Source organism: Guptibacillus algicola, assembly GCF_020171805.1.
GTDB lineage: Bacteria > Bacillota > Bacilli > Bacillales > Guptibacillaceae > Guptibacillus > Guptibacillus algicola.
In genome coordinates this window covers 1146947-1172449 of sequence record NZ_JAIVAF010000001.1, presented here as the reverse complement: position 1 = coordinate 1172449, position 25503 = coordinate 1146947, and the positions used below count along the sequence as shown (strand labels likewise).

At 36.9% G+C, this 25503-nt stretch carries 23 protein-coding genes; 19 read left to right on the top strand and 4 right to left on the bottom strand.

Going from position 1 to position 25503, the window contains the following annotated elements:
- Nucleotides 1-63 precede the first annotated feature (63 nt).
- The 3 genes from LCM09_RS06145 to LCM09_RS06135 are packed head-to-tail and all read left to right on the top strand — an operon-like array spanning nucleotide 64 to nucleotide 3502.
- Nucleotides 64-1542, top strand: a complete 1479-nt coding sequence (locus tag LCM09_RS06145; RefSeq protein ID WP_224879597.1) for a flippase — start codon at nucleotides 64-66, stop codon at nucleotides 1540-1542.
- A gap of 8 nt (nucleotides 1543-1550) precedes the next feature.
- On the top strand, nucleotides 1551-2558 hold the full coding sequence (locus LCM09_RS06140; protein ID WP_224879596.1) for a GNAT family N-acetyltransferase: 1008 nt from the start codon (nucleotides 1551-1553) through the stop codon (nucleotides 2556-2558).
- 20 nt (nucleotides 2559-2578) lie between these two features.
- Complete coding sequence (locus tag LCM09_RS06135; RefSeq protein WP_224879594.1) at nucleotides 2579-3502, top strand: PIG-L deacetylase family protein; 924 nt, start codon at nucleotides 2579-2581, stop codon at nucleotides 3500-3502.
- A gap of 127 nt (nucleotides 3503-3629) precedes the next feature.
- Here LCM09_RS06135 and LCM09_RS06130 read toward each other — a convergent pair whose 3' ends face one another.
- On the bottom strand, nucleotides 3630-4712 hold the full coding sequence (locus tag LCM09_RS06130) for a glycosyltransferase family 4 protein (protein ID WP_224879592.1): 1083 nt from the start codon (nucleotides 4710-4712) through the stop codon (nucleotides 3630-3632).
- 213 nt (nucleotides 4713-4925) lie between these two features.
- Between LCM09_RS06130 and LCM09_RS20885 the strand changes: the two genes are divergently transcribed.
- Together LCM09_RS20885 and LCM09_RS06120 are read left to right on the top strand one after the other, a co-directional pair.
- Complete coding sequence (locus tag LCM09_RS20885; protein ID WP_224879590.1) at nucleotides 4926-6401, top strand: O-antigen ligase family protein; 1476 nt, start codon at nucleotides 4926-4928, stop codon at nucleotides 6399-6401.
- Entirely contained in the window at nucleotides 6402-7070 is a 669-nt protein-coding gene (locus LCM09_RS06120; RefSeq protein WP_224879588.1) for a YveK family protein, read from the top strand. It begins immediately after the preceding gene.
- A 118-nt stretch (nucleotides 7071-7188) separates the two neighbouring features.
- Here LCM09_RS06120 and LCM09_RS06115 read toward each other — a convergent pair whose 3' ends face one another.
- Both LCM09_RS06115 and LCM09_RS06110 read right to left on the bottom strand, forming a co-directional pair.
- Nucleotides 7189-8256 (bottom strand): glycosyltransferase family 4 protein, encoded by a 1068-nt coding sequence (locus LCM09_RS06115; RefSeq protein WP_224879587.1) that lies wholly within the window; start codon nucleotides 8254-8256, stop codon nucleotides 7189-7191.
- Nucleotides 8257-8445: 189 nt separating this feature from the next.
- Nucleotides 8446-9084: a YigZ family protein gene (locus LCM09_RS06110; protein ID WP_224879585.1), complete on the bottom strand. Its 639-nt coding sequence runs from the start codon at nucleotides 9082-9084 to the stop codon at nucleotides 8446-8448.
- Between the two features lie 262 nt (nucleotides 9085-9346).
- Here LCM09_RS06110 and LCM09_RS06105 point away from each other — a divergent pair, with 262 nt between their 5' ends.
- Complete coding sequence (locus LCM09_RS06105) at nucleotides 9347-10498, top strand: sensor histidine kinase (RefSeq protein ID WP_224879583.1); 1152 nt, start codon at nucleotides 9347-9349, stop codon at nucleotides 10496-10498.
- Nucleotides 10499-10501: 3 nt separating this feature from the next.
- A complete protein-coding gene (locus tag LCM09_RS06100) occupies nucleotides 10502-11206 on the top strand; it encodes a response regulator (RefSeq protein WP_224879581.1) in 705 nt (234 codons plus the stop codon).
- A gap of 98 nt (nucleotides 11207-11304) precedes the next feature.
- Here LCM09_RS06100 and LCM09_RS06095 read toward each other — a convergent pair whose 3' ends face one another.
- Nucleotides 11305-12231: a C40 family peptidase gene (locus LCM09_RS06095; protein ID WP_263622832.1), complete on the bottom strand. Its 927-nt coding sequence runs from the start codon at nucleotides 12229-12231 to the stop codon at nucleotides 11305-11307.
- 289 nt (nucleotides 12232-12520) lie between these two features.
- Between LCM09_RS06095 and LCM09_RS06085 the strand changes: the two genes are divergently transcribed.
- The 12 genes from LCM09_RS06085 (at nucleotide 12521) to LCM09_RS06030 (ending at nucleotide 25352) form a co-directional block, all read left to right on the top strand.
- Nucleotides 12521-13369 (top strand): DegV family protein, encoded by an 849-nt coding sequence (locus LCM09_RS06085; RefSeq protein WP_224879579.1) that lies wholly within the window; start codon nucleotides 12521-12523, stop codon nucleotides 13367-13369.
- Nucleotides 13370-13397: 28 nt separating this feature from the next.
- Nucleotides 13398-14891, top strand: coding sequence for an ATP-dependent helicase ComFA (locus LCM09_RS06080; protein ID WP_489753191.1), 1494 nt, complete (start codon nucleotides 13398-13400; stop codon nucleotides 14889-14891).
- Nucleotides 14888-15598 (top strand): ComF family protein, encoded by a 711-nt coding sequence (locus LCM09_RS06075; RefSeq protein ID WP_224879576.1) that lies wholly within the window; start codon nucleotides 14888-14890, stop codon nucleotides 15596-15598. The genes LCM09_RS06080 and LCM09_RS06075 overlap by 4 nt, the downstream gene beginning before the upstream one ends.
- 143 nt (nucleotides 15599-15741) lie before the next feature.
- A complete protein-coding gene (gene cspD, locus LCM09_RS06070; RefSeq protein ID WP_136947176.1) occupies nucleotides 15742-15942 on the top strand; it encodes a cold-shock protein CspD in 201 nt (66 codons plus the stop codon).
- Between the two features lie 215 nt (nucleotides 15943-16157).
- Nucleotides 16158-16718 (top strand): ribosome hibernation-promoting factor, HPF/YfiA family, encoded by a 561-nt coding sequence (gene hpf, locus LCM09_RS06065; RefSeq protein WP_224880115.1) that lies wholly within the window; start codon nucleotides 16158-16160, stop codon nucleotides 16716-16718.
- Between the two features lie 169 nt (nucleotides 16719-16887).
- Nucleotides 16888-19401: a preprotein translocase subunit SecA gene (secA, locus tag LCM09_RS06060; RefSeq protein WP_224879574.1), complete on the top strand. Its 2514-nt coding sequence runs from the start codon at nucleotides 16888-16890 to the stop codon at nucleotides 19399-19401.
- Between the two features lie 68 nt (nucleotides 19402-19469).
- Nucleotides 19470-20580, top strand: a protein-coding gene (prfB, locus tag LCM09_RS06055) for a peptide chain release factor 2 (RefSeq protein ID WP_224879572.1) whose coding sequence is annotated in 2 segments (ribosomal slippage) — nucleotides 19470-19541 and nucleotides 19543-20580 — 1110 coding nt in all. Because the reading frame shifts where the segments join, the coding sequence is not laid out codon by codon here.
- 208 nt (nucleotides 20581-20788) lie between these two features.
- Nucleotides 20789-21658, top strand: a complete 870-nt coding sequence (locus LCM09_RS06050; protein WP_224880113.1) for a YitT family protein — start codon at nucleotides 20789-20791, stop codon at nucleotides 21656-21658.
- Between the two features lie 47 nt (nucleotides 21659-21705).
- Nucleotides 21706-22095: a c-type cytochrome gene (locus tag LCM09_RS06045; protein WP_224879571.1), complete on the top strand. Its 390-nt coding sequence runs from the start codon at nucleotides 21706-21708 to the stop codon at nucleotides 22093-22095.
- A 303-nt stretch (nucleotides 22096-22398) separates the two neighbouring features.
- On the top strand, nucleotides 22399-23085 hold the full coding sequence (gene ftsE / locus LCM09_RS06040; RefSeq protein WP_224879569.1) for a cell division ATP-binding protein FtsE: 687 nt from the start codon (nucleotides 22399-22401) through the stop codon (nucleotides 23083-23085).
- The gene (gene ftsX / locus LCM09_RS06035) at nucleotides 23075-23968 is read left to right on the top strand and encodes a permease-like cell division protein FtsX (protein ID WP_224879567.1); all 894 of its coding nucleotides are present in this window, start codon (nucleotides 23075-23077) and stop codon (nucleotides 23966-23968) included. The genes ftsE and ftsX overlap by 11 nt, the downstream gene beginning before the upstream one ends.
- A gap of 52 nt (nucleotides 23969-24020) precedes the next feature.
- Nucleotides 24021-25352 (top strand): murein hydrolase activator EnvC family protein, encoded by a 1332-nt coding sequence (locus LCM09_RS06030; protein ID WP_224879565.1) that lies wholly within the window; start codon nucleotides 24021-24023, stop codon nucleotides 25350-25352.
- Nucleotides 25353-25503 lie beyond the last annotated feature (151 nt).

Genomic DNA, 25503 nt, shown 5'->3' with positions numbered 1-25503 from the left:
TTTTTATGAAGAATATGTTGTTTACTGAAGACTCAGTAATTTTGTTGTTAAGGAGTTTCAATTATGAGTAAAAGAGAGCAGTCCTTTGGGCACGATCTTGTGTATTATGCTATCACATATATAGTTCCAATGATTATAGGTTTTCTTCTCGTTCCTATCTTCACTAGTAATTTCACCACCGCTGAATATGGTCAATATAGTCTAATTAATGCTTCAGCTGGATTTCTAGGAATACTTTCAGTTAACTGGATTAATGTGGCCTTTATTCGCTATTATACAAATGACGAAGAGGATACTAAAGAACAACAGTTAATAATAGTGTCAATAATTGCTTTAACGGCATTAGTAACACTTATTTCAATAATATTATTTGTACTAAGCTATTTTGGCATAATAGATGAGATTATTCCAAGTAAGTATTTATGGTTAACAATCGTGTTATTATTTTCAGCGAACCTTCATTCCTTTTTCTTTTCGTATTTAAGAGCTAATCGTAAAGCGAAATTTGCAACTGTCTTAACTACATTAACAATATTAATTAGGTTTTTATTATTTATATATTTGCTTAAGAATTTTGATTTAAGTATCGCTGCTATTCTTATCGCAACGATTGTTTCAGATATTATTTATTCACTTGTAGTAGTTATTAAAGAAAAGAAAAAGTTAAGGCTGTATAAATTTGATAACCTTGACTTTAATTTAATTAAAGAATATTTTAATTATGGTTTTCCATTTATATTAATATTGGGAGTTCATTGGCTGTTAACTTTATCAGATCGATATATGCTAAAGTTCTTACGAGACAGTAGTGAAGTAGGTATATATTCGATCAATTATTCTTTCGCACAGCAAATAATGATGCCATTAATAACAATTTTTATGTCTACAGCTGAGCCAATCTTGTTCCGTAAACATCGCAATAATACAGAAACAGAAGTTAACTATACACTTAACACTATTTTTAAATACTTTTTCCTTATGATATTACCTGCAGTTGTGGGACTTTCAGTTGTTTCTAATAATATCACTTCACTATTTATTAAAAATGATTTTAAAGCTGGATATATAATCATACCAATTGTCACGTTCGGATTCTTGTTTCTTGGTGTAAGACAATACCTTAACAAAAGTTTGGAGCTTGTTAAAAAGAGTAAAGAAATAGCAAATATATCACTTGTAGCCGCAATTACTAACATAGTATTTAATTTGATTCTAATTCCTATATACGGTTATATTGGAGCCGCTTGGGCAACGCTAATAGCCTATTTCGTCTATTTTATCCTATCCTATTACAAAACTAATCACTTATCTAATTTAAAAATCAAATTTACATTCTCTCATATTAAAATAATAACAGCGGCCACTATAATGGGGATATGTGTTTACGGAGTTAATTTCCTTCCTATATCTAATGTTCCGTTATTGCTGTTTGTACAAATTATTGTTGGTTTACTTGTTTATTTTGTAGCCCTAATATTCTTAAAAGTTATTAAAGACGATGTATCTTTAATACTGAATAGATTTAGAAAGAAAGGTAGATGATGGGGGTAGTGAGTAATTCAGATATTATTTATCGCCTTTATAAAGACAGTGATTTTACAGAATACGTGAAATTATATTTAAAAGTATTTAAAAAGAACATTTCTAAACAATACTTTGATTGGAAATTTCGTAGTGAAAGTAACCCAGCATATATTTTCTGTGCTTTTAATAGTGAAGGTGATATGGTGGCTGCTAGAGTTATTTTACTTACTGATATAATGTGCAATGGTGAGACTATAAAAGGAGCTCAATCCGTAGATTCAATGGTGGATTCAGACTACAGAGGCAGGGGTATATACAAAAACCTAAATATATTAGCTATTGATGTAATAGAAAAATTGGACGTCAAGTGGATTATCACGTTCCCAAATGGAAATTCATTTCCTGCGTTGCAGAAAATAGGTTGGGAAGAGGTTTCTCCTATATCAATAAAAATTAAAGTTTTGAGATATAAACCATTTGCTCCGAATATACCAGGCTTGACATGGCCCCTTTCTATCCTTGATGGCATTTTAGCAAAGAGAAATAATTCAACAAAATTTAGCATTACAGAATTAGATATTTTTAATAAGCATCATGAGAGTTTTATATTTTCCACTTTAAGACATAAAACACATCAAAAAAGAAGCGCTGAGTATTTGAATTGGAAGTATCACGAAAAGCCAAATAGCGATTACGTGAAATTAGAATTTAGAAAAGACAATAAAATAATGGCGTTATTTGTAATTAGAAGAGACGCCAATGCACAGAGAACAACTGGAACTATACTTGAAAGTATAATCCATGAAAACGAAAATAAAAAAGTTGTGTTCCAACATTTAATCAGCTATCTCAGAAGAACCCATTTTGATGTAGTTAAAGTATGGGAAACGAAATTCTCCAATGATAACACTACTAACTCGATAGGCTCTTTTAGGAGAAAAAACGCTCTAAGATTTGCAATAAAGAATGTAGGTGAAAAAAGAGCTGAAAATGAAGTGTGGTTTATTAGTGCTGGCGATGCAGACACCGCATAAACTTTGGGGAGGCAATTAATATGATTTCATTAATAAAACGTTTCATAAAACCACTAGTATTAACCATGCATACGAGAGAAAACAAGAAGTTCATGAGAACAATTATTGAAGAGAACAAAGAGGAAATTATAGAAAGAAATCAAGTTGTTTCAAAGCTTTCTGGTAATAAGATTCTCGTCTTAGCTCCACATGTTGATGACGATATAATCGGATGTGGCGGAGCTATCGTACAATATTTGAGGGAAGGTAAGGATGTACATATAGCCTATTTGACTAATGGACAAGGTAAAGGTACTCCTGGTTTAAAGGAAGAAGAAATAATTGAAGAACGAAAAAAAGAAGCATTTGCTGTAGCTGACAATCTGGGATTACCTAAGACCAATCTATATTTTTTGGAAGCAAGAGATTCAGAATTATTAACAACCGATATCCATTGCGATCTAAAAGAATTAATTCAATCAAATAGTATTGACACCATCTTTTTCCCTTCAATTATAGATACACATGTTGACCACTATGCAACAAGTAAAAAGCTCTATGAGCTCTATGCAAAAGATGAAGAATTAGTCAAAGATATTACACTGATGATGTACGAAGTGCAAAGTCCAATATCACCTATATACTCAACAATTATACTGAACATTACAAGAGAATTTGATATCAAGAAAAAGTTGCTGAAAAACTATAAATCACAAACTAATAAATTCTACTTCTTGCCCATTATGAATCGTCTTAACGGTTTGGTAATCGACAGGGACAGTATGGCTGAAGTTTTTATTAAAACTGATTTCAAATCATTTACTAATTTCGTAAATCAAAACTTTAGTGATAATGAAAAGTACTATAATTATAAGAAAGAACTAGTTGCGCACAGGGACCATAGAAACACCATAGCCACTTACAAGAACGTATTAAAATATAAAGAGGAGCTACTTAAATTATAATCGTTTGAGGGAACATTTTAGACGTTAGGTTAAATAAAAAAGCCTTTGTAATTAAACAAAGGCTTTTTCTGAGTTTGGGATCATCACTTTTGTATTATCTATTTATATATAATTATTTCATTTTAAGTTATTTTTTAGTAGATAGTCCAATAGCTAAAATTCTTTTAGTAGTGTTAATTAAAGGTTTTTTATCTTTATCGCCGATTAATCCTACTATTTCTGCTGTTAATTGAATGAAAATAAGAATTAATCCTAAGATGATAAAAGACCCCCAAAGAGTAGCATTAGAAAAAACTACTGCTGATAAGCCAAATAGTGTAGCTAAACCGTAAATAATTAATACTGTTGATTTATGGCTAAACCCCATAGAAATAAGACAGTGATGAAGATGTGATTTATCCGGATCAGAGATTTTCTTCTTGGTAATAATACGTCTCAGAATAGCGAAGAAAGTATCAAAAATAGGCACTGCAAGAATAATTACAGGAATAATGAAACTAAATAAAGTTACACTTTTGAAGAAGCCCATCAACGATACGATTGATATGGCGTATCCCAGAAAGAGAGCACCTGTATCACCCATGAAAATCTTAGCTGGATGAAAATTAAATACTAGAAATCCTAGCGTGCTTCCTATCAATACAAGAGTTAAAGAGACTACTAGAAGATTCCCGTTGAAAATTGCCATGATTAGCATTGAAGAGAATGCTATTGTTGAGATCCCTCCCGCCAAGCCATCTAAACCATCTATTAGATTTATCGCATTGGTAATCCCTACGATCCAAAGAACAGTGACGATATACCCGAAAGGACCTAAATCTAGTATTCCTTCAAAAGGTAGAGCGATAAAATCAATTTTTAGTCCGGATTGAACTACGATGATAGCTGCTGCTAGCTGCGCTACCATCTTTATTCCTGCAGATAATGTGTATTTATCATCAAGAAAACCTATTACTAGAATAATAGCAGCGCCCACTAGAATATTAGACATATAAGAAGAATATGGAGACAGGTAAAGAAAGCCAACGCTACTTCCTATTACGATTGCTGCTCCCCCAAGTCTCGGCATAACCGCCTTATGGACTTTTCTATGATCAGGCTGATCCACAGCCCCAATTTTGATAGCGAACTTTTTCACGAATGGAGTAGCGAGGATGGATACAAAGAATGATAATAAGAAACCAATGATCAGTTGTGATATTGTAAACATTTTCCTTCACCTACTTATTAGTATACAATCTTAAATAATCATAACAGAAACATCAGAAGATGCAACGAATTTGCGAATACTTTTACATGTAAATTTCGACAAAATGATATTGAAATACAATAGCTTAAATGGAATAATTTATTATGGCAATAATGAGATAGGGAGGTTTCGTACCAAAAGGATGAGTGAAAATATTGTAGGAGTTGAAATTTTGTGGAAATCATCACCAATCTTTTAAAGAATATCTATATACAAATTTTAATTGCCTTTATTGCTGCTATATTAATTAGCATTTCTATAGTACCTGTGCTTACAGGTTTGAATGATAAAGTTGCTTTAGGTGCTCTAGTTATGAGTATCCCCGCATGTGTGGTTACATTGAAGATTTTAAAAATAGCGAGAAGAAAAGTTAAGTTACATGAACTACTACTATATTTACTAATAGCAGCTTCGTTTATTGGGCCGGCTCTCACATTTAAGCTTGGACCTATATCCATGTTTCCCTTTAGAGCATTGTATTTAGTAGTGGTTCCCATGTTTTTTCTTTACTTGTATAAGAAAAAAGATATAATAGAATGGCGTCAAATACCATATAAATCCATATTTATATTTATGATAGCTTGGATATTATTCGCAATTGCTTCATTAATATGGGCAAAATCTTTAATCTTAGGTATAAAAAATCTTTTTTACTTAAGCACTGGAATATCGCTTGTATTTATTATTTCTTTCCTATTCACAAAATTAAAGAATTACTTAATGTTCTTCTATATTTGGATCGTGATGTTAGTTTTACTTTTAGTGTTGGGCTTTTGGAACCATCTGACCCAAAATCATTTGAGTGTATCGAGAATTAATGATTTAGCAAAATATATGCAAAGTGTACCTACTGCAGTGTTCGGTAATGAAAATGACTACGCGAGCTATCTTTCGATAAGTTTGTTTTTTGTTGTAAGTTTAATTAAATATCAGAAGAATTGGTTTGTGAAACTATTGGGAGTAGGGGTAGTCCTAGGTTCTATTTATATTATTTACGTTACTTCTTCTAGGGCAAATTATATATCAATCTTGTTAGGATTTGGAGTGTGGCTGCTTCTATATGGCGGAAAAAAGTTGAAGACAATTATCTTCACAATGAGTGGTGTAGGAGTTCTCTTGATAGGTACTTTATTTTACTCAAGAGTTATAGCGGTGCTAGATAAAATAAAATCTGAAGTTTTTGCAACTAATAATGGTGGTTCAATTGATGTTCGAACCAATATTTTAAAAAATGTTTATGCTTATTTTGAAGAATCTTACGGTTTAGGTGTGGGTGCAGGAAACGCACAGTATTATTTAAAAAATCATGCCATCTACCCAATAGACATCTTTTCAAATGTTCATAATTGGTGGGCAGAAATAATGGTTAACTATGGCGCTATTATTATTTCTGGTTATTTAGCACTTTATATAAGTGTATTGTATATTCTTTTTAACATTTCTAGAAAGAAATATGATGATAATGTAAGTATGATAAGTGAGGCATTAACAACAAGCTTACTTGTATTTTCTCTTGCAAGCATAAGTCCTAGTTCTGTTTTAACTTTAAATTATCATTGGATGTTGTTCTCATTTTCAATTGGATTTATTGTTTATTATTCAACTCGATATAGTCATGCTAGTACGCCCATAACAGGAGGTAAGTCTTAAATGAAAAATAACTTGAAAAGAGTCTTGAATAGGTTTAAAAAGTTTTTTTGGGTAATATTATTAATTCCTATCCTAACTGCGGGGATTTCATATGTATTAGAGATGAATACCCCAAAAACATACACGGCTTATTCAGAGATAGCACTTGGAAATTATGAATACGATAGAATGACTGAGCCCCGCACGGTTAAAGACTTCTTGTCCAATGAAGCTTATTTGAAAATTTTGGATGACAAGTATGGTTTATCAATGTCTCCTGAAGATTTATCTAAAGATTTAACCATAGGTGAAAAACCAGGAAAAATCTTGACGCTCCAGTTGGTTGGTAAGGATTCTGCTACGGTAGAGGCGGGATTGTCTGATGTAGCAGAAGCATTTATTAAAGAAAGTGATGAGATAAAACAGGAAAGAAAAAACTTTTTCCAAGAAAAAATAAATAAGCTTGAGTCCTTACCCGATAGTCCAGAATCGGCAGTTAAGAAACAAGAATTTATTTATGAACTACAATTAAATATTCTTAATATGCGTGACACGATTGTCAATGAACCAGTTACTATAAAAGACCAATTAGGCGATCCTATAAAAAGAGCAGTATTTGGTTTTCTGGTTGGTGTAATTATTAGTATGTTTATTCTTATTTTGCCTGAGTTCTTGAGACAAGAAAAATAGTAATAAAAGCAGGTTGTCGAAACATTCTCGACAACCTGCTTTTTTACTTCAATTCACAAAAAAGCTTGTAAAAGAACATAGTATTCCTTTACAAGCTGAACAATTCACATAGTGTTTTTTATTGTATTAACGCTAATAATTTTTTGATTGTACTTAGGATAGGCGTGGGCTTCTCTTTAAGCCATCCTAAAACTTCAGAAGTAAATTGCATAGCAAACAATATAATACCAACAATAAATAATGTTCCCCACACTATAGAGGAGGTAAACACTACAGCCGATAATCCAAACAGTAAGCTCATTAAATATATAATCAGTACTGTCCCACGATGTCCAAAACCTAATGCAAGAAGGTTATGATGCAAGTGAAATTTATCTGGTGCTGAGATTTGCTGTTTGTTCTTAATCCTTCTAATAATTGCAAAAAACGTGTCAAAAATAGGTACAGCGAGAATGAGTACTGGTAAAACAAAACTGAAGATCGCGACACTTTTAAAGAAACCGATTACGGAAAGTACAGCGATCATGTAACCTAAGAATAGTGCTCCAGTGTCACCCATGAATATTTTCGCGGGATGGAAGTTAAAGATCAGAAATCCTAACGTACCCCCGATTAAGATGATGGCGATTCCAGCGACAAATATATTATTATTCAATACTGCAACAGTGAAGATGGATGTAAGCGCAATTGTCGATACTCCTGCAGCTAGTCCATCTAATCCATCGATTAAATTAATTGCATTCGTGACTCCGACGATCCAAAATACCGTCACTGCGTAGCTTGCAATGCCAAATTCGATTTTACCAATAAACGGAAGAGCAACAAAATCAATCGTTAAGCCAGTACTAACTACAAGTAGGGCAGCGGCAATTTGAGCAATAAATTTAACTTTTGCACTTAAGGTATATTTATCATCAAGGATACCAACAATGATAATAATCATTGCTCCAAGAACAATTCTTAACGGAGTATCCAAAAATTGTGATAGATAAAGATATCCTGCAAAAAATCCAATTACAAATGCTAAACCGCCAAGTCTTGGCATTAATTTTTTGTGTACTTTTCGATTATTAGGCTGATCAACAACACCCATTTTTATAGCTAATTTCATCACTAACGGCGTAACAGCTATAGTTGTTAGGAGAGCTATAAAAAAAGCGATGCTAAGGTCAAGCCATGATGGCATGTTTTTCACCTACTTTACTATGCATTCACATAACATTTCCCTCTTTATGAAAATGAAAACTTTGTCATGCTCTTTCTTGATAACTTAGTTATATGCTTCGACAAAAAAACACATACTCCATAATGATATCAAAATACTGGGAAGATAGGGAATGTGTTTTATTAAATTATTTTACGATAGTTCTACGTCTTATGAAGGAAAATTAACTTCAATATATAGTTGGTTATGCACACTGATTGTGCCTTTACCGCTTGTTAAGTTCGTCATCCACTCTATGAAAGATTCTTCTTCACCTCGCTCTACAATAACGATTACCTGAACATTTTCTAAATAATTTATTTTCTTCAGTATATAATTCGAAGAACGGATTTCGTTTTCGACTTTTCCAAGCAAAGTATAGTAGATATTTGTCTGTATCTCCGTCATAAGCTTTCGTTCAACTATACCCGTAGCATTTATACCTTCTGAAACCGTTTGACCGTATGCACGGATTAGCCCACCCGCACCTAGTTTAATCCCCCCAAAGTATCGGGTAACTACGACGGTAGTATCTTTCAGTTGTTTCTTTTTTAAGACCTCTAACATCGGGACTCCTGCCGTTCCGGAAGGTTCTCCATCATCGTTAGCTTTTTGGATGTTGTCCTGCTCGCCAATTAAGTATGCTGAACAATTATGGGTAGCGTTGTTGTGGGTTTTTTTGATATGTTGGATGAACGCTTGGGCTTCTTCTTCAGTGGTTGTCCTTTTTACATGTGCGATGAAGCGAGATTTCTGAATAACCATCTCATATTCTCCTTCACCTTTCACGGTTAAATAAGAGTTAAGCAAAATTATTACCTCCATAATCCCTTACAATTTTTTGGTTGGAAGGGGATTTGTTCTTTATTATCGAATAGTATCAAGATAAAGAATACTAATATGGCTTGGAAACACCTCGATTTAGACATATTCATTATAAGTGTCCTAAATTAATCCATCAAATATTATTCCTAATGACATAAACAGGCGGTCCGATACGAATTTTGTAAAAGAAGTACTTTTGGACTATCTTTTCTCGACGTCCGTCTCCTAAAGAAATGGAGGAGTAAGCTTGAGTTTTCAAAAGTTAGATCCAAACGCGCTCGATGCTATCCTGGATAAAACGATGGAAAGCATAAACACAAGCAAATCAAAGCTTTTCGAAATTGGAGAGCACTCTCATGAGGAATATCAAGAGCTAAATGAGCAACTTCTACTTTTAAAAGAAGAACTCAACACAGTTCAGAAATTGAGAGAAACTAGGCTCCATGAAGATCGAATCGCTAGAGCTGAGCTTGTGAAAATCAGTAAGAACTTTCATAATTATGGAGAGCCAGTTATCAGAAGGGCCTATGAGCAGGCATCAGAAGCACAAATTAAACTCTCCATAAGTTTAGAGAAAGAAACTAGGTTGAAAGATCACATCGCCAGCATAGAAAACAGGATCTCATCAGTAAGGAAAACATCTGATAAAGCTGAATCATTCATGAGTCAAATTTCTACAGTTCTTAGCTTTTTAGGTGGAGAGCTTAGGCAATATGGTGAAGCTATAGAAGATGCCAAAAGAAAACAAGAGTATGGTCTACGTATTATTGAAGCTCAAGAAGAGGAAAGAAAACGTCTCTCACGGGAAATTCATGACGGACCAGCCCAAGTACTTGCGAACGTATTGTTAAGGTCACAGTTAATAGAACGAATTTACGAGAAAAAGGGAAAAGATGAAGCATTTAAAGAGATAAAAGATATGCGGAGTTTAATTGAGGACGCATTATCTGAGGTAAGAAGGTTAATCTATGATCTTCGTCCGATGGCTCTCGATGATCTTGGTCTTATTCCCACATTGTTAAAATATTTAAATCGAGTTGATGAACGATCAAATGCGTCGATTACTTTCGAATACTATGAAGGAATACAACGCATGCACGTCCGATTAGAAGCTGCAATCTTCCGCCTCGTGCAAGAAGCCGTCCAAAATGCAATTAAACATGCAGAAGCTAGCAAAATACATGTTGACCTGAATCTAGATGGTGATAAGATTGTGGTAACGATTCAAGATAATGGAATTGGTTTCGATGTTAATGTGCGTAAAGATCAATCTTTTGGGTTGTTAGGAATGAAAGAACGAGTCGGCTTATTAAATGGTACGATTAAAGTTGATTCGACGCCAAAAAAGGGTACATATATTTTGATAAGAATCCCGATACATGAACAGGAGGGCGTGTAAGATATGTATACAGCAAAAGCTTTAACAAAAATTGTTATCATAGATGATCATCGATTATTTCGTGAAGGTGTAAAACGAATTTTGGATATGGAAGATGATTTTGAAGTAATCGCTGAAGGTGATGACGGTGGAGACGCACTTCGCCTTGTTGAGGACCATAAGCCGGACGTTGTGCTAATGGACATCAATATGCCTCACGTAAATGGTGTGGAAGCGACTAGACAGTTAATTGAACAAGTACCAGATACAAAGGTTATTATTCTTTCAATTCATGATGATGAAACATACGTTACTCACGCTGTGAAGACTGGAGCTGCTGGTTACCTTCTTAAAGAAATGGATGCGAATTCTCTTGTAGAAGCTGTTAAAGTTGTAGCTTCTGGTGGAGCTTATATTCATCCGAAAGTGACGCACAATTTGGTAGATGAATATAGAAGACTTGCAACAGAAGGTAAAAAAACAACTGCTCAGATTGGTTTTAAAGAAGTTGAATATCGCAAACCGCTTCATATTTTAACACGTAGAGAGTGTGAAGTTCTCCAGTTATTAACGGATGGTAAAAGCAATCGTTCGATTGGTGAAGAGCTTTTCATAAGTGAAAAGACAGTTAAAAACCACGTTTCAAACATTCTCCAAAAAATGAATGTAAACGATCGTACGCAAGCGGTTGTAGAAGCGATTAAAAAAGGTTGGGTAAAGGTGCGCTGATGCGCATCTTTTTTTGTGCAGGATTTCGAGTTTACTAGTTTCATACCATCAACAAAAAAGGAACTCCTATAAAAGGAGTTCCTTCATTAATATATGGTTTATACTTCTTTCGCACCTAGGTAACGTGGTGCCCAGTAAGAGTTATCCATGCTGCTGATCGTTACTCCGTAAGAAGAAGAAGCGTGGATAAACTTGCCGTTTCCAAGGTAAATACCAGCGTGAGATGGGCCAGCTTTGTATGTTTCAAAGAATACTAAATCTCCTACTGATGGAGATGAAACACTGCTTGTAGCATTCCACATGCTTGCTACTGTACGAGGTAGTGATTCACCAGCTTTGTTGAATGCGTATTGTAGGAAGCCACTGCAGTCAAATCCAGATGGAGTAGATCCACCCCAAACATAAGGAACGCCTATGTATTGTTTTGCAATTGGTACTACAGATGTGCTAGCTGTTTCTGTGCTTGTGTTCGATGATGAGGAAGTAGACGTTGATGCACCAGAAAGTGCTCCAAATGTCTGTGGTCCAGCGATTCCATCGACAGTCAAGCCGTTAGAGCTTTGGAAATCCATAACTGCGTTTCTAGTGACAGGTCCGAAAACACCATCTACTGAATAGTTATAGAAGCCTTTATTCTTTAACTGGCTTTGTAGGTTAGAAACTTGTTGTCCACGATCTCCGTAACGAACTGTTCCTGAATAATTAGAAGAAGTAGATTGGCTAGTTGCTTGTACTGAAGCTCCGTTAAGTGCTTTTACAGTTTGTGGTCCAACGACTCCGTCAACTGTAATTCCTGCACTGCGTTGAAAGCTACGTACGCCAGATTCTGTGATTGATCCAAAATATCCTGTTGCTGTATGGTAGTTAAAATAGCCTTTGCTATCTAGTAGATTTTGAAGTTCAGTTACGTCAGAGTGCTTCATGCCATTGTAAAGTGTTTGATCACCAAGTGCAGCTTCGCTTACGTTTGGTGCTAATAAAAGTGACCCAGCAATCGTAGTAGTGATAACAACTTTCTTAAACATTATATAATTCCCCCTGAAGTAATATATTAAACATTTTATTTTTCTTTACGATTGCTAGTTTACAGGATAGAGATAACAGTGCGATGAACATGAGATTACAATGTTGTAACAGAATAGTGGTCTATTTTACTAAAAGATTCATTTTTCGACAATTACATTAAAAAATATGGCATTTGTGGTTGACAAATATTATGAAAACATTGCTTAGATCTGTTGGCACACTACAAAAAGTATTCTATGATTAGCTTAGCTGCAATCTAACAAAAGTATCATGAAGAGAGGCGTTATTATGAAAACTGTTGCTGTTGTTACAGATAGCACCGCATACATCCCAGGTGAACTCCTGGATGAATATAATATTACGATGGTTCCTCTCAGCGTAATTTTTGGGAATGAATCATATCTTGAAGAAAAAGAAATAAAAGCAGAAGAGTTTTTTGACCAAATTCGTAATGATGAAGACTTACCCAAAACGTCTCAGCCTGCTATAGGAAGTTTTGTAGAAGCGTACGAGAAACTTTCGGAGGATCACAAAGAGGTCATTACGATTACTCTTTCAAGTGGAATCAGTGGTACATTTCAATCGGCACACTCAGCTGGGGAAATGGTCGAAGGAATAGATGTCCATGTCTTTGACTCAGAAATCAGTTGTATGATGCAAGGATTCTATGTTCTCGAAGCTGCTCGTATGGCTCAAGAGGGACATAATGGAGCTGCGATTCTACAAAGACTTACATCAATGAAAGAAAAGGGTATGCCTGCATACTTTGTGGTAGATGATTTAAGTCATCTCCATAGAGGAGGTCGCCTGAATGGTGCTCAACTTTTTGTAGGAAACTTGCTACAAGTAAAGCCGGTGCTCACATTTGAGAATAAAAAAATCGTGCCATACGAAAAAATTAGAACAAAGAAGAAAGCATTAAATAAGATCCTGTCACTAGTTGAAGAGGACGCGAAGCAAGGAGAACCTATTAAATTAACTGTCATCCATGCTAATAATAGAGAAGAAGCTGAAAAACTGAAGGATAAACTTGAAGCGGACTACTCTAATATAGAGGTGGTTCTCAGCTATTTTGGTCCAGTTATTGCGTCTCATCTCGGTGAAGGATCTATTGGAATCGGATGGTATCGTCCATGAGACTGCTAATACGAGAGGAAGTAAATCTATGAGATTTACTTCTTCCACTATTAACAATAGAAATGTTCTTATACCAGAGGGAATTACAAAGGGCAACCTTGAATCCTATTATCCGATCAATCACTTCGATTTATTTGCACCACTACCAACAACGCTAGATTACACCCCTTCACATGAACTCCTAATACTCCTAAATGGCCGCCATCTCCTAATAGATGAAATTCCTTTTTCTATAGAAATACTGCATGATCACTACGTAAATGGATATCTTCAGATAGAAGCTGGAATTCAAATGATATCTAGAAAACCTACTTGTATGAGGTGTGGAAGCATTGATGGCTTCGGGTTCTATCCGTGTGCAAGATGTAAAAATAATGCGTGTCGCTACTGTAGACAATGCATCATGATGGGACGAGTCAGCGCATGCTCCCCCCTATATCACTCTCCTCTCACAACCTCTTATCATCCACCCACAACTTTACAATGGAATGGAAAACTTTCTGAAGGACAACAAGAAGCTTCTAATCTAGTAAAGCTCACCATACAGGAAAATAAAAAACTACTGGTTTGGGCAGTATGTGGTAGCGGAAAAACTGAAGTTTTATTTAATGGTCTTGAAGCTGCTATTTTAGAAAACAAGACGATTTGTATTGCTACACCAAGAACTGATGTAGTACTTGAATTACTCCCACGTTTACGTAAGGTTTTTCCGAACATAGATATTTCTGGTCTTTATGCAGGAAGTACGGACCCTTTAACATCATTCATCATCTCCACCACACATCAATTAGTCCGTTACAAAAATTTCTTCGATGTCATGATTATTGATGAAGTAGACGCTTTTCCATTTGAATATGACGCTACACTTAAATATGCCGTGCAAAAGGCTCGAAAAGATTGCGGGGCATTAATATACCTCACCGCAACGCCTTCCAAAAAGATTCTCCAACAAGTGAATGAACAATCGTTACCACATGTGCGAATTCCCGCTCGCTTCCACCGTCATCCTTTACCGATTCCAAGATACGTGTGGATTGGAAACTGGAGAAAAAGTATTCAAAAAGGAAAAGTACCGAAGCTCCTCATACAGTGGTTAAAGATACAATTTGATAATAAGAAGCCAGTGATGTTGTTTGTTCCTTCTATTAAACTTATTGAACAACTTCAATACTTACTGGAAGCAGTTGGTGTAAGTTGTGAAGCGGTTCATTCCGAAGATCCTGAACGTGTTGAAAAAGTTAAAAACTTTCGCGCGGCTCACTATCCATTACTTCTTACTACGACAATATTAGAAAGAGGCGTGACAATAGAGAATGTTTCGGTCGGGGTTTTAGGTGCGGAAGCAGAAATTTTTACGGAAAATGCACTTGTGCAAATCGCTGGCAGAGCAGGAAGAAGCGAAAAATATCCTGATGGGGAAATAGCTTTGTTTCATTTCGGTAAAACAAATGACATGGTATTAGCTGTACGACATATCAAGAAAATGAATATAGAGGCAGAGAGAAGAGGATGGCTCAAGTGAGAAACTGTTTATGGTGTAGGGATACAATTGATCGTGTTTCGTGGGGGATGTTCTCTATATTTGAAGAAGAGTGGAAGATTTGTGAAGAATGCAAGTCGAAACTTGCTCCTATTTCCGGGGAAATTTGTCTAATGTGTGGAAGACCTCTCGCAAAACTAAACCATGATTATATACATGAAAAAAAGTGTTTAGATTGCCAAAAGTGGAAGAGGAAGGATCAAAGTAACACGTTCGTTCATAATCGTTCTTTTTACGAATATAACGATTTTATAAAACATATTCTTGTTCGTTATAAATATAGAGGCGATGCCGAAGCTGGGAGGGCATTCAATAGTGTCTTCGTAAAAAAAATAAGGAAATCGTATAAGTTCATCGATGGGGTGATTCCAATTCCACTAAGTAATGAAAGGTTATACGAAAGAGGATTCAATCAGTGTGAGATTTGGATAGAGAAAGAGTCCCAAACGTTGAAACATTGTCTTGTAAGAACGCAACATGAAGAAAAACAAAGCAAAAAATCAAGAGCAGAGCGAATAAATCGATCAGAGCAGATGTTTCAAGTTACAAATCATTCACTCATTTCAGGGAAAAAGCTCCTCGTTATCGATGATCTTTATACAACAGGAACGACAATTCATCACGCGGCACATTCGTTAGTTAGTAATGGAGCAAAAGAGGTCTATTCATTAACACTATGTAGAGGTTGAATCCGGTTGTCGAAAAGTTTTTTAGAAAGCGCCTCCATTCGTGTCAAATCAACAAAAACATCCCTTTGACAGGTAAGGGGAGCGGGCGTATAGTGAAAGTGTGGCTTACGCCATGAAGATTTTTGAAGGGAATGTTGAACAACATGCAAGGAAAAGTAAAATGGTTTAACAATGAAAAAGGATTCGGTTTTATCGAGAGAGAAGATGGAGACGATGTATTCGTTCACTTTTCAGCAATCAGTGGTGAAGGGTTTAAGTCTCTAGAAGAAGGCCAGACTGTTGAGTTTGAAATTGTAGAAGGCGCTCGCGGTCCTCAGGCTGCTAACGTAGAAAAAGTATCTTAATAATCTTGCTAATGAATGAGCCCTTATCTTTTAAGGGCTTTTTATTTTGGGGATAAACCGTTCATGTATAAGGAAAAAATGTAAATTATTGTCGAAAAAAACGGTATATTGTTAATTTATCGTTAAAAAAACTTATTTTTTTGAAAGTTTATGAAGGGAAAGAGAAAGGGTATAACGAATAATATAGTTATAGATGGAAGGAGGAGTGCCACATGATGAATTTCAACATCCGTGGTGAAAACATTAAGGTTACACCTGCAATGAGAGATTATACTGAGAAGAAGGTAAGTAAACTTGAAAGGTATTTCGATACTCCACCTAACTCTGATGTTCATGTAAATATGAAAGTTTACAACGATCAGCAGATGATTGAAGTAACAATTCCGATGCCGAACCTATTACTAAGAGCAGAAGAAGAACATCAGGATATGTACGCAGCAATTGATCTAGTAGTTGAGAAGCTTGAAAGACAAATCCGGAAGCATAAAACAAAAGTGAATCGCAAATTCCGCCAGGAAGGTAGCGTAAAATATATGTTCCGCGATGAACTGAATCCAACGATGACAAGCGTTGCTGAGGCTGATCAGGATGAAGACGAACTTCAAGTCGTTAAAACGAAACGATTCACATTCAAACCGATGGATGTAGAAGAAGCAATCCTACAAATGGATATGCTGGGACACAGCTTTTTCGTATTCTCTAGTGCGGTTACTGGAAACACAAACGTGGTATACCGCAGGAAAGACGGAAAATACGGTTTAATTGAACAAGATTAACATAAATAAACAATGGGGCAGAGGGGTAACCCTCTGTCCCTTTATGATGGGGAGGCAGTTTTTAACTTTCTTGTGCCCCCGTCAAGGAATTGTTAAAATGAATACATAGAACTAAAATGAATTAATTTAAACGATAGCACTCTACTGATAATAAAAGAGGAGCGTTTTTATGAAGGGTTTATTACGCAAAATTATTCCAAACGGCAATGAGCGTCAAATAGGACGCCTACAAAAAATTGCTGATCAAGTCGATTCATATTCGGAAGCTATGAAAGGCTTGTCCGATGAAGAATTACAAGCGAAGACAAATGAGTATAGAGAGCGTATTGAAAAAGGTGAAAAGCTGGATAAAATGCTACCAGAAGTTTTTGCTACAGTACGTGAAGCCTCAGATCGCATACTCGGAATGAGACCATTCCCCGTGCAGATTATGGGTGCGGCTGCTTTACATGAAGGTAATATCGCAGAGATGAAAACTGGTGAAGGTAAAACGCTAAGTGCGACTATGCCAGTTTATTTAAATGCGTTATCAGGAAAAGGTGTTCATGTTATTACGGTCAACGAATATTTAGCGAGACGTGATGCTGAGGAAATGGGTGAACTCTATCATTTTCTTGGTCTAACAGTGGGACTTAATATCAGTGGCTTATCTAAGGATGAAAAAGCAGAAGCTTATGCTGCTGATATCACATATGGAACGAATAATGAATTTGGATTCGATTACCTAAGAGATAACATGGTGCTTTATAAGGAAGAAAAAGTTCAAAAACCTCTTCATTATTCCATCATTGATGAAGTCGACTCCGTCTTAATTGATGAAGCTAGAACGCCATTGATTATATCTGGGAATGCAGAAAAGTCTGCTACCCTCTATATCAAGGCAAATCAGTTTGTACGCATATTAAATGAAGAAACTGATTATACCGTCGATATAAAAACTAAAAATGTTCAACTAACAGAAGAAGGAATGTCGAAAGCTGAGAACTTCTTCTCGATTGAAAACTTGTTTGATTACAAACATGTTCAGCTCAACCACCATATCAACCAGGCGATGAAAGCTAATTTCATCATGCAGCGTGATACAGATTATGTTGTGCAAGATGAAGAAGTTGTAATCGTAGATTCTTTCACAGGTCGCCTAATGGCAGGTCGCCGTTATAGTGATGGTCTTCATCAAGCTATCGAAGCAAAAGAAGGACTAGTGATTCAGCGTGAGAGCATGACGCTTGCTACCATCACATTCCAAAACTATTTCCGAATGTATGAGAAGCTATCTGGTATGACTGGTACAGCGAAGACAGAGGAAGAGGAATTTAGAAACATCTACAACATGAACGTTATTGCAATCCCGACGAATAAGCCGATTGCTCGTGTGGATTATCCTGATCTTGTGTACAAGTCAATGAATGGAAAGTTTCAAGCTCTTTCGAAAGAAATCGAAGAAAGACACAAGAAGGGACAGCCAGTGCTAGTCGGAACCGTAGCAGTTGAAACTTCTGAATTGATTGCACAGGTCCTTAAGAAGCGCGGCATCCCGCACAATATTTTGAACGCGAAAAACCATGCTCGAGAAGCTGAGATCATCGAATCAGCTGGTCAGCCTGGAGCAGTTACAATTGCAACCAACATGGCGGGTCGAGGTACAGATATCAAGCTAGGTGAAGGTGTAAGAGAAGCAGGCGGTCTCTTTATCCTCGGTACTGAACGTCATGAAAGTAGACGTATCGATAACCAGCTTCGTGGACGTTCCGGTCGTCAAGGTGACCCGGGTGAATCGAGATTCTATATTTCAATGGAAGACGAATTGATGCGTCGTTTCGGTTCAGACAATATGATGAACATGATGAATAGACTTGGTATGGAAGAAGACCAGCCTATCGAATCGAAGCTTGTATCAAGAGCCGTTGAGTCTGCTCAAAAACGAGTTGAAGGTAATAACTACGATGCACGTAAACAGCTATTGCAGTATGACGATGTTATGAGACAACAGCGCGAGATCATCTATGCACAGCGAGATGAAGTGTTAGAATCTGATAATCTCCGAAATATTGTGGAAAAGATGCTCGATTCCGTAATCCATCGTATTGTTGATGCTCATACCGGTGATGAGGACATTCAGGAAGAATGGGACCATCAGGCTATTCTTGATCATGCTAAAGGGATCTTCTTACAGGAAGGTCAAGTAACGCTTAAAGATATAAAAGGTCTAGACAAAGAAGAAATCGTAGAGCTTTTAATTGAAAAAATGAAAGTGAACTATGATGAGAAAGAAGCAGAGTTTGAACCTGAGCGCATGCGTGAGTTCGAAAAAGTTATTCTTCTTAGAAGTGTCGATCGTAAATGGATGGACCATATCGATGCGATGGATCAGTTGCGTCAGGGAATACATCTGAGAGCGTACGGTCAAAATGACCCACTGCGTGAATATCAGTTTGAAGGATATGAAATGTTTGAAGATATGGTAGCAGAAATTGAAGAAGAAGTTGCCACTTATATCATGAAAGCGCAGATTGAGAACAATCTCAAACGGGAAAAAGTAGCTGAAGGGCAAGCGGTGAACCCAAAGGAAGAAGGGTCATCAAAACCTAAACCAGCTAAGAAGAAGCAGGATATAGGTAGGAACGATCCGTGTCCTTGTGGTAGTGGCAAGAAATATAAACAGTGTCACGGCAAAGTTCAATGATGCCGGGCAGGTGTTCTTCTTGAACACCTGCTCGTTCTGTTTAAAATAATTTATTTGAGGTGTACGACATGGAAATGCATGAAATTCGCAGTGAATTGAACACGATTGAAACAAGATTAAATGATTTTAGGGGGTCTCTTTGACTTAGAAAACAAAAGAGCCCGTATCAATGAACTTGAGTTAGAAATGACTGTTCCTAGTTTTTGGGATAATCAGAATGAGGCTCAAAAAGTCATCAACGAATCGAATGGATTAAAAGATATGGTTCATGAATTTGATGCTCTTGAGGAGAAATATGAAAACCTTGAGGTTTCATATGAATTAGTTAAGGAAGAGAATGACCAGGAGCTATTTGAGGATCTTGAAGTTGATATCAAAGATTTAAAAAAATCATTGAATGAATTTGAACTAACATTATTATTAAGTGATGAACACGATAAAAATAACGCGATTCTTGAGCTTCACCCAGGTGCTGGTGGAACGGAATCTCAAGACTGGGCTTCAATGCTTCTTCGTATGTATACACGATATGGCGAGAAGAAGGGCTTTAAAGTAGAAACGCTTGATTATTTGCCAGGTGATGAAGCTGGTGTGAAGAGTGTAACGTTGAACTTCAAAGGTCATAATGCATATGGATACCTTAAAGCTGAAAAGGGTGTGCATCGACTTGTTCGAATCTCACCTTTTGATTCGAGTGGTCGTCGCCACACGTCGTTCGTTTCTTGTGAAATCATGCCAGAATTTAATGATGAGATCGAAATTGACATTCGAACGGAAGATTTGAAAATTGACACTTACAGAGCTAGTGGTGCAGGTGGACAGCACGTAAATACAACCGATTCAGCGGTTCGTATTACCCACCTTCCAACAAATGTAGTTGTGAGCTGTCAGTCTGAAAGATCTCAAATAAAAAACCGTGATCAAGCTATGAAGATGCTGAAAGCAAAGCTTTATCAGCGAAAATTAGAAGAGCAAGAAGCGGAGCTCGATGAAATTCGAGGCGAACAAAAAGAGATCGGATGGGGAAGCCAAATTCGTTCTTACGTCTTCCACCCTTATAGCATGGTGAAAGATCACCGGACGAATGTTGAGATTGGTAACACGCAAGCTGTTATGGATGGAGATCTTGATCCATTTATTGATGCATATCTTCGTTCACGCCTTAATGACAAAGAATAAACACTTTATATATGATCCTCTACATAGGTAGGGGATTATTTTTTTCGTTAAGGGCATGCTACAACATCAATGATGCTTCAATATGATAACGCGCTGATATGGTGCGGTTTACACCCTCCTAGTACGGTGATATACTACTGAAGGATTTTGCTGAAAAGTAGCAAAATATGTGTGAAAACTATTAAATAAGTGAGTGGAATAAACCATGATGGCAACAGTAGCGAAGTTTACAGCAAGAAACGATTCATTTTCACGGCAAATCTTTGAATACATTAGTGTCTTAATAGGTTCCGCAATCGTAGCCATCGCCTTTAATCTATTTCTACTACCGAACAGTATCGCGTCTGGTGGAGTAAGTGGAATTAGTACGATAACTAAAGGGGTCTTCGATTGGAAACCCGCCTACGTTCAGTGGGCTTTTAATATTCCATTGTTTATTAGCGGATTAATTTTTTTGGGGAAAAAGTACGGCCCCAAAACGCTTGCTGGGACGTTGTTCCTTCCTTTTGTCGTAAAGCTAACAGAAAATGTAGAAGCTGCGACAACGGATCCTTTACTAGGTGCATTATTTGGCGGGCTTGGGGTAGGTCTTGGTCTAGGTATTGTCTTCCGAGGAAAAGCATCCACTGGAGGGACTGACCTTGCAGCACAAATTGTGAACAAGTTCTCAGGTTTATCCCTTGGAACGTGTGTATTTATTATTGATGGTCTGATTGTAACAGCATCTGCTTTTGTGTTTAGTCTTGAGTCAGCTCTGTATGCGCTGATCGCCATGTATCTAACTGGAAAAACAATCGATGTTGTCCAACTTGGATTCGGGTATTCAAAAATGGCGCTTATCATTTCCGAGAAAGAAGAAGAGCTTAGAGAAGGCATTTTTTCTGTTATCGATCGAGGTGTCACGAGAATTTCTGGTCAAGGTGGATATACGAACGATAAGCGTCCGATTCTTATGGTTGTGGTTACTCAGAATGAAGTGACGAAGTTGAAACAACTTGTAAAAAGTGTAGACCCAAAAGCTTTTGTTATCGTCTCCAATGCAACAGAAGTGCTTGGTGAAGGTTTTAAAAGAGAGTAAGCAGGTTATAGTAACAGTAGCAATTCTTAACTTGATTACAGGGGTGAGTGACTTTGAAAAAGTGGCTAACAGTATTGTTAGGACTCGTGCTAGCGATCGGACTTGCAGCTTGTGGAGGCAATAGCTCAGATGAGGGCGCGGTGAATGAAGGTTCTAATGACGAATCGACTGAAGAAGAATCAACAGAAGAAAGCTCAGATCAAGCAGCAGATTATGATGAAGAAGCAGCTAAAGCAACGTACGAACAGCAATGTTTGCAATGTCACGGTGAGAACTTAAAAGGCGGCGCAGGACCGAATATTTCGAAGGTAGGCGAACGCCTTTCTAAAGATGAGATTTTGAACATTGTTAAAAACGGGAAAGGCCAAATGCCAGCAAACCTTGTCGAGGGTAAAGAAGCAGAGAATCTTGCAAGTTGGTTAGCAAGTATGAAATAAAGAAAAAGCACATGTGAATGCATGTGCTTTTTCTTTATTTTAGTACATATAAGCATTGGATTACAGAGAGTTAAAAAAGCTTTCAACAAAGGGTTTGTAGAGCATTATTAAACGACTATTGCAAAACATGTCAGATTAGGGTTTATTTGAAACAGAAATGTAATAAAAATTTGTCTTAAAATATCGAATTTGTTTGTTATAATATCTTCAGAGTAAGACACAAGAAAAAGTACAATGCTAAAATAAAACACCAAGATCCTAAAAGTTTGCATCATGAATTTAGCAAGTAGGAAGTGGTAAAACGTGATCGAAATGAACGATGTATGGAAAACATACAAAAACGGAATAAAAGCCATTAATGGAATAGATATAAAAATCAACAAAGGTGAGTTTGTCTACATAGTCGGTCCAAGTGGAGCCGGTAAATCAACTTTTATGAGAATGATGTATCGGGAAGAAAAACCGACGAGTGGAAAGATTATCATTAATGGTAAAGACGTGGGGAAGATGAAGAGTAAAAATGTTCCTAGATTACGCCGTGATATTGGAGTTGTCTTTCAGGACTTTAAACTTCTTCCGAAATTAACCGTCTATGAAAACGTCGCTTTTGCTCTTGAAGTCATCGAAGAAAATAAAGCAGTCATTCGCAAGCGCGTGATGGATGTTTTAGGTCTAGTAAACTTGAAAAACAAAGCAAGATTCTTACCAGACGAGCTTTCCGGTGGTGAACAACAGAGGGTTTCAATAGCAAGAGCGATCGTGAATAACCCTGTGATTCTTCTAACAGATGAACCTACTGGTAATCTGGATCCGGAGACAGCTTATGGGATTATGGATTTACTTGATGAAATCAACAATCGCGGTACAACTGTATTAATGGCAACTCATAATAAGGATATCGTTAATTCCTTTAGAAAGCGTGTTATTGCAATTGAAGACGGTTTGATCTCCCGTGATGAAGCAAGAGGTGAGTACGGGTATGAAGATTAAGACGTTCGGAAGACACAACAAAGAAGCTTTTAAAAACATCGGAAGAAACGGTTGGATGAGTTTCGCATCAATTTCTGCTGTTACCGTAACGCTCCTTCTAGTAGGTGTATTTCTAACTCTAGTGTTAAACTTAAATGCATTTGGTGATCAGCTAGAAGAAGATGTTGAAATAAGAACATTCATTGATCTTACAGCGGAAAAAGCGCAGCAGGATGAGCTAAAAGCAAAAATCGAGAACATCTCAGAAGTTAAGTCAGTTACTTATCAGTCTAAAGAAGAAGGACTCGATAAACTGATTGATAATCTTGGCGATCAAGGTGAAGTTTTTGAATCTCTTAAAGACGAGAACCCGCTGAGTGATGAGTTCGTCGTTAAGACGACAGATCCTCAAGATATCAATGATGTAGCTGATCAAATTAAGAAATTCGAATATGTAGAGAATGTTGAATTCGGTAAAGACACCGTCAATAGATTGTTTAAAGTCTTAGAAATTTCTCGAAATGTTGGACTTGGGCTTGTAATAGGGCTTCTATTTACAGCAATGTTCCTCATTTCAAACACTATTAAACTAACAATTGTTGCCAGAAGAACTGAAATTGAAATTATGAAATTAGTAGGTGCGACAAACTGGTTTATTCGCTGGCCTTTCCTTATCGAAGGGGTGCTAATCGGCATATTTGGAGCATTGATTCCAATCGGCGTCTTGATTTACGGCTACTATTTCTTAACAGACCTTATCAGTACGAGATACCCAACTTTCTTTATCGACTTGCTGCCAGTAACACCGTTTGTATATCAACTTTCGGCTCTACTAGTAGTATTAGGAATGATCATAGGGGTTTGGGGCAGTCTTACGTCAATGCGAAAGTTTTTGAAAGTCTAACAGACAAATACAAAGATAAATAGTTTGATCTATTTTGGGGGAGGAAGAAAGTTTGAAGTTTAAAGTAATGGCCACGGCACTAACGTTAACTTTAGGGTTGAGCACACTATCGACTACAGTCTCACCAGCACCTATACAAGCAAATTCACTTGATGAGAAACTAGATGAAGTAAAAGATAAGCAGTCACAGAACGATCAGGAGCTTAAAGAAAAGGAATCAAAGCTTGCTGAAGTAAAGAAAGAACAAGAAGAGGTACAAGCTGAAATCGGACGTATCGATAAAGCGGTAGCCGAAACTGATAGCAAAATTGCAACAAAAGAAAAAGAAATCAAAGATACTAATGCAGAAGTAGAACAGCTGAAAGAAGAAATCACCGTTTTGCAAAACCGTATTGCTGAACGCGATAAGCTCTTGAAAGACCGCGTACGCTCTATGCAGCAAAACAATGGCGGATCTGTTGATTATATGGAAGTCCTTCTAGGTGCATCTAGCTTTGGTGACTTTGTAGAACGTGTTCTAGCATTAAACACAATCGCTGAACAGGATAAGAAGATTCTAGAAGAGCACAAAGCAGACAAACTAGCTGTTGAAGAGAAGAAGGCTGAAGTTGAAAAGAAACTTGCTTCACTTGAAGAAAAGAAAGCAGAGCTAGAAACTCTTAAAAATGAACTTAGCGCTCAAAAAGCGGAAAAAGATAAATTGATGGAATCTCTTGAACATGAAGAAGGCGAAATTCATAATCATATGATGGATTTAAATGAAACGGCTGAACTTTTAAAAGCACAAGAAAGAGCCGTTCAACAAGAAATTAAACGTGCTGAAGAAGAAGCAAGAAAAGCGGCTGCAGCACGTAAAGCAGCAGCGAAGAAGAAAGCTGCCGCTGAAGCAGCAGCTAAAAAAGCAGCAAACAACAGTAGTTCAAGCAGCTCTAGCAGCTCAAACGAATCTACAACATCAAGCGAACCTGCTCCTGCAGTGTCAACAAGCAGCTCAAGCTTTAGATGGCCAACGGCTGGTCGAGTAACATCTGGTATTGGTCAACGCTGGGGTTCATACCACGCTGGGATTGATATCGCACAAGGCGGTAAAAACCCAGTTTACGCAGCAGCTTCAGGTACAGTATTACGTTCGTATTATTCAAACAGCTACGGCAACGTAGTTTTCCTTACTCATAGCATTAATGGACAAATGTTCACGACAGTATATGCACACATGAGAGATCGTGGTGTTTCTACTGGTCAATCAGTAAGCGCGGGTACATACCTGGGTACTATGGGTAACACAGGAGCTTCAAAAGGACAGCATTTACACTTTGAAGTTCACAAGGGCTCTTGGAACGGAAGTAAGTCAAATGCCGTTAATCCTTTAAACTACCTACCTTAAAAAGTTACTGGCTTGATCGTTTTCATGACTGTTGCTCATATAGTTGGAAACATAATGAAAACAAGCCGGTCATATAGTACAATAAGATGAAAAGGCATCGCATCGCTAAGGTGTGATGCCTTTTCTTTCAAATTAGAAGAGGTGAGTGGAT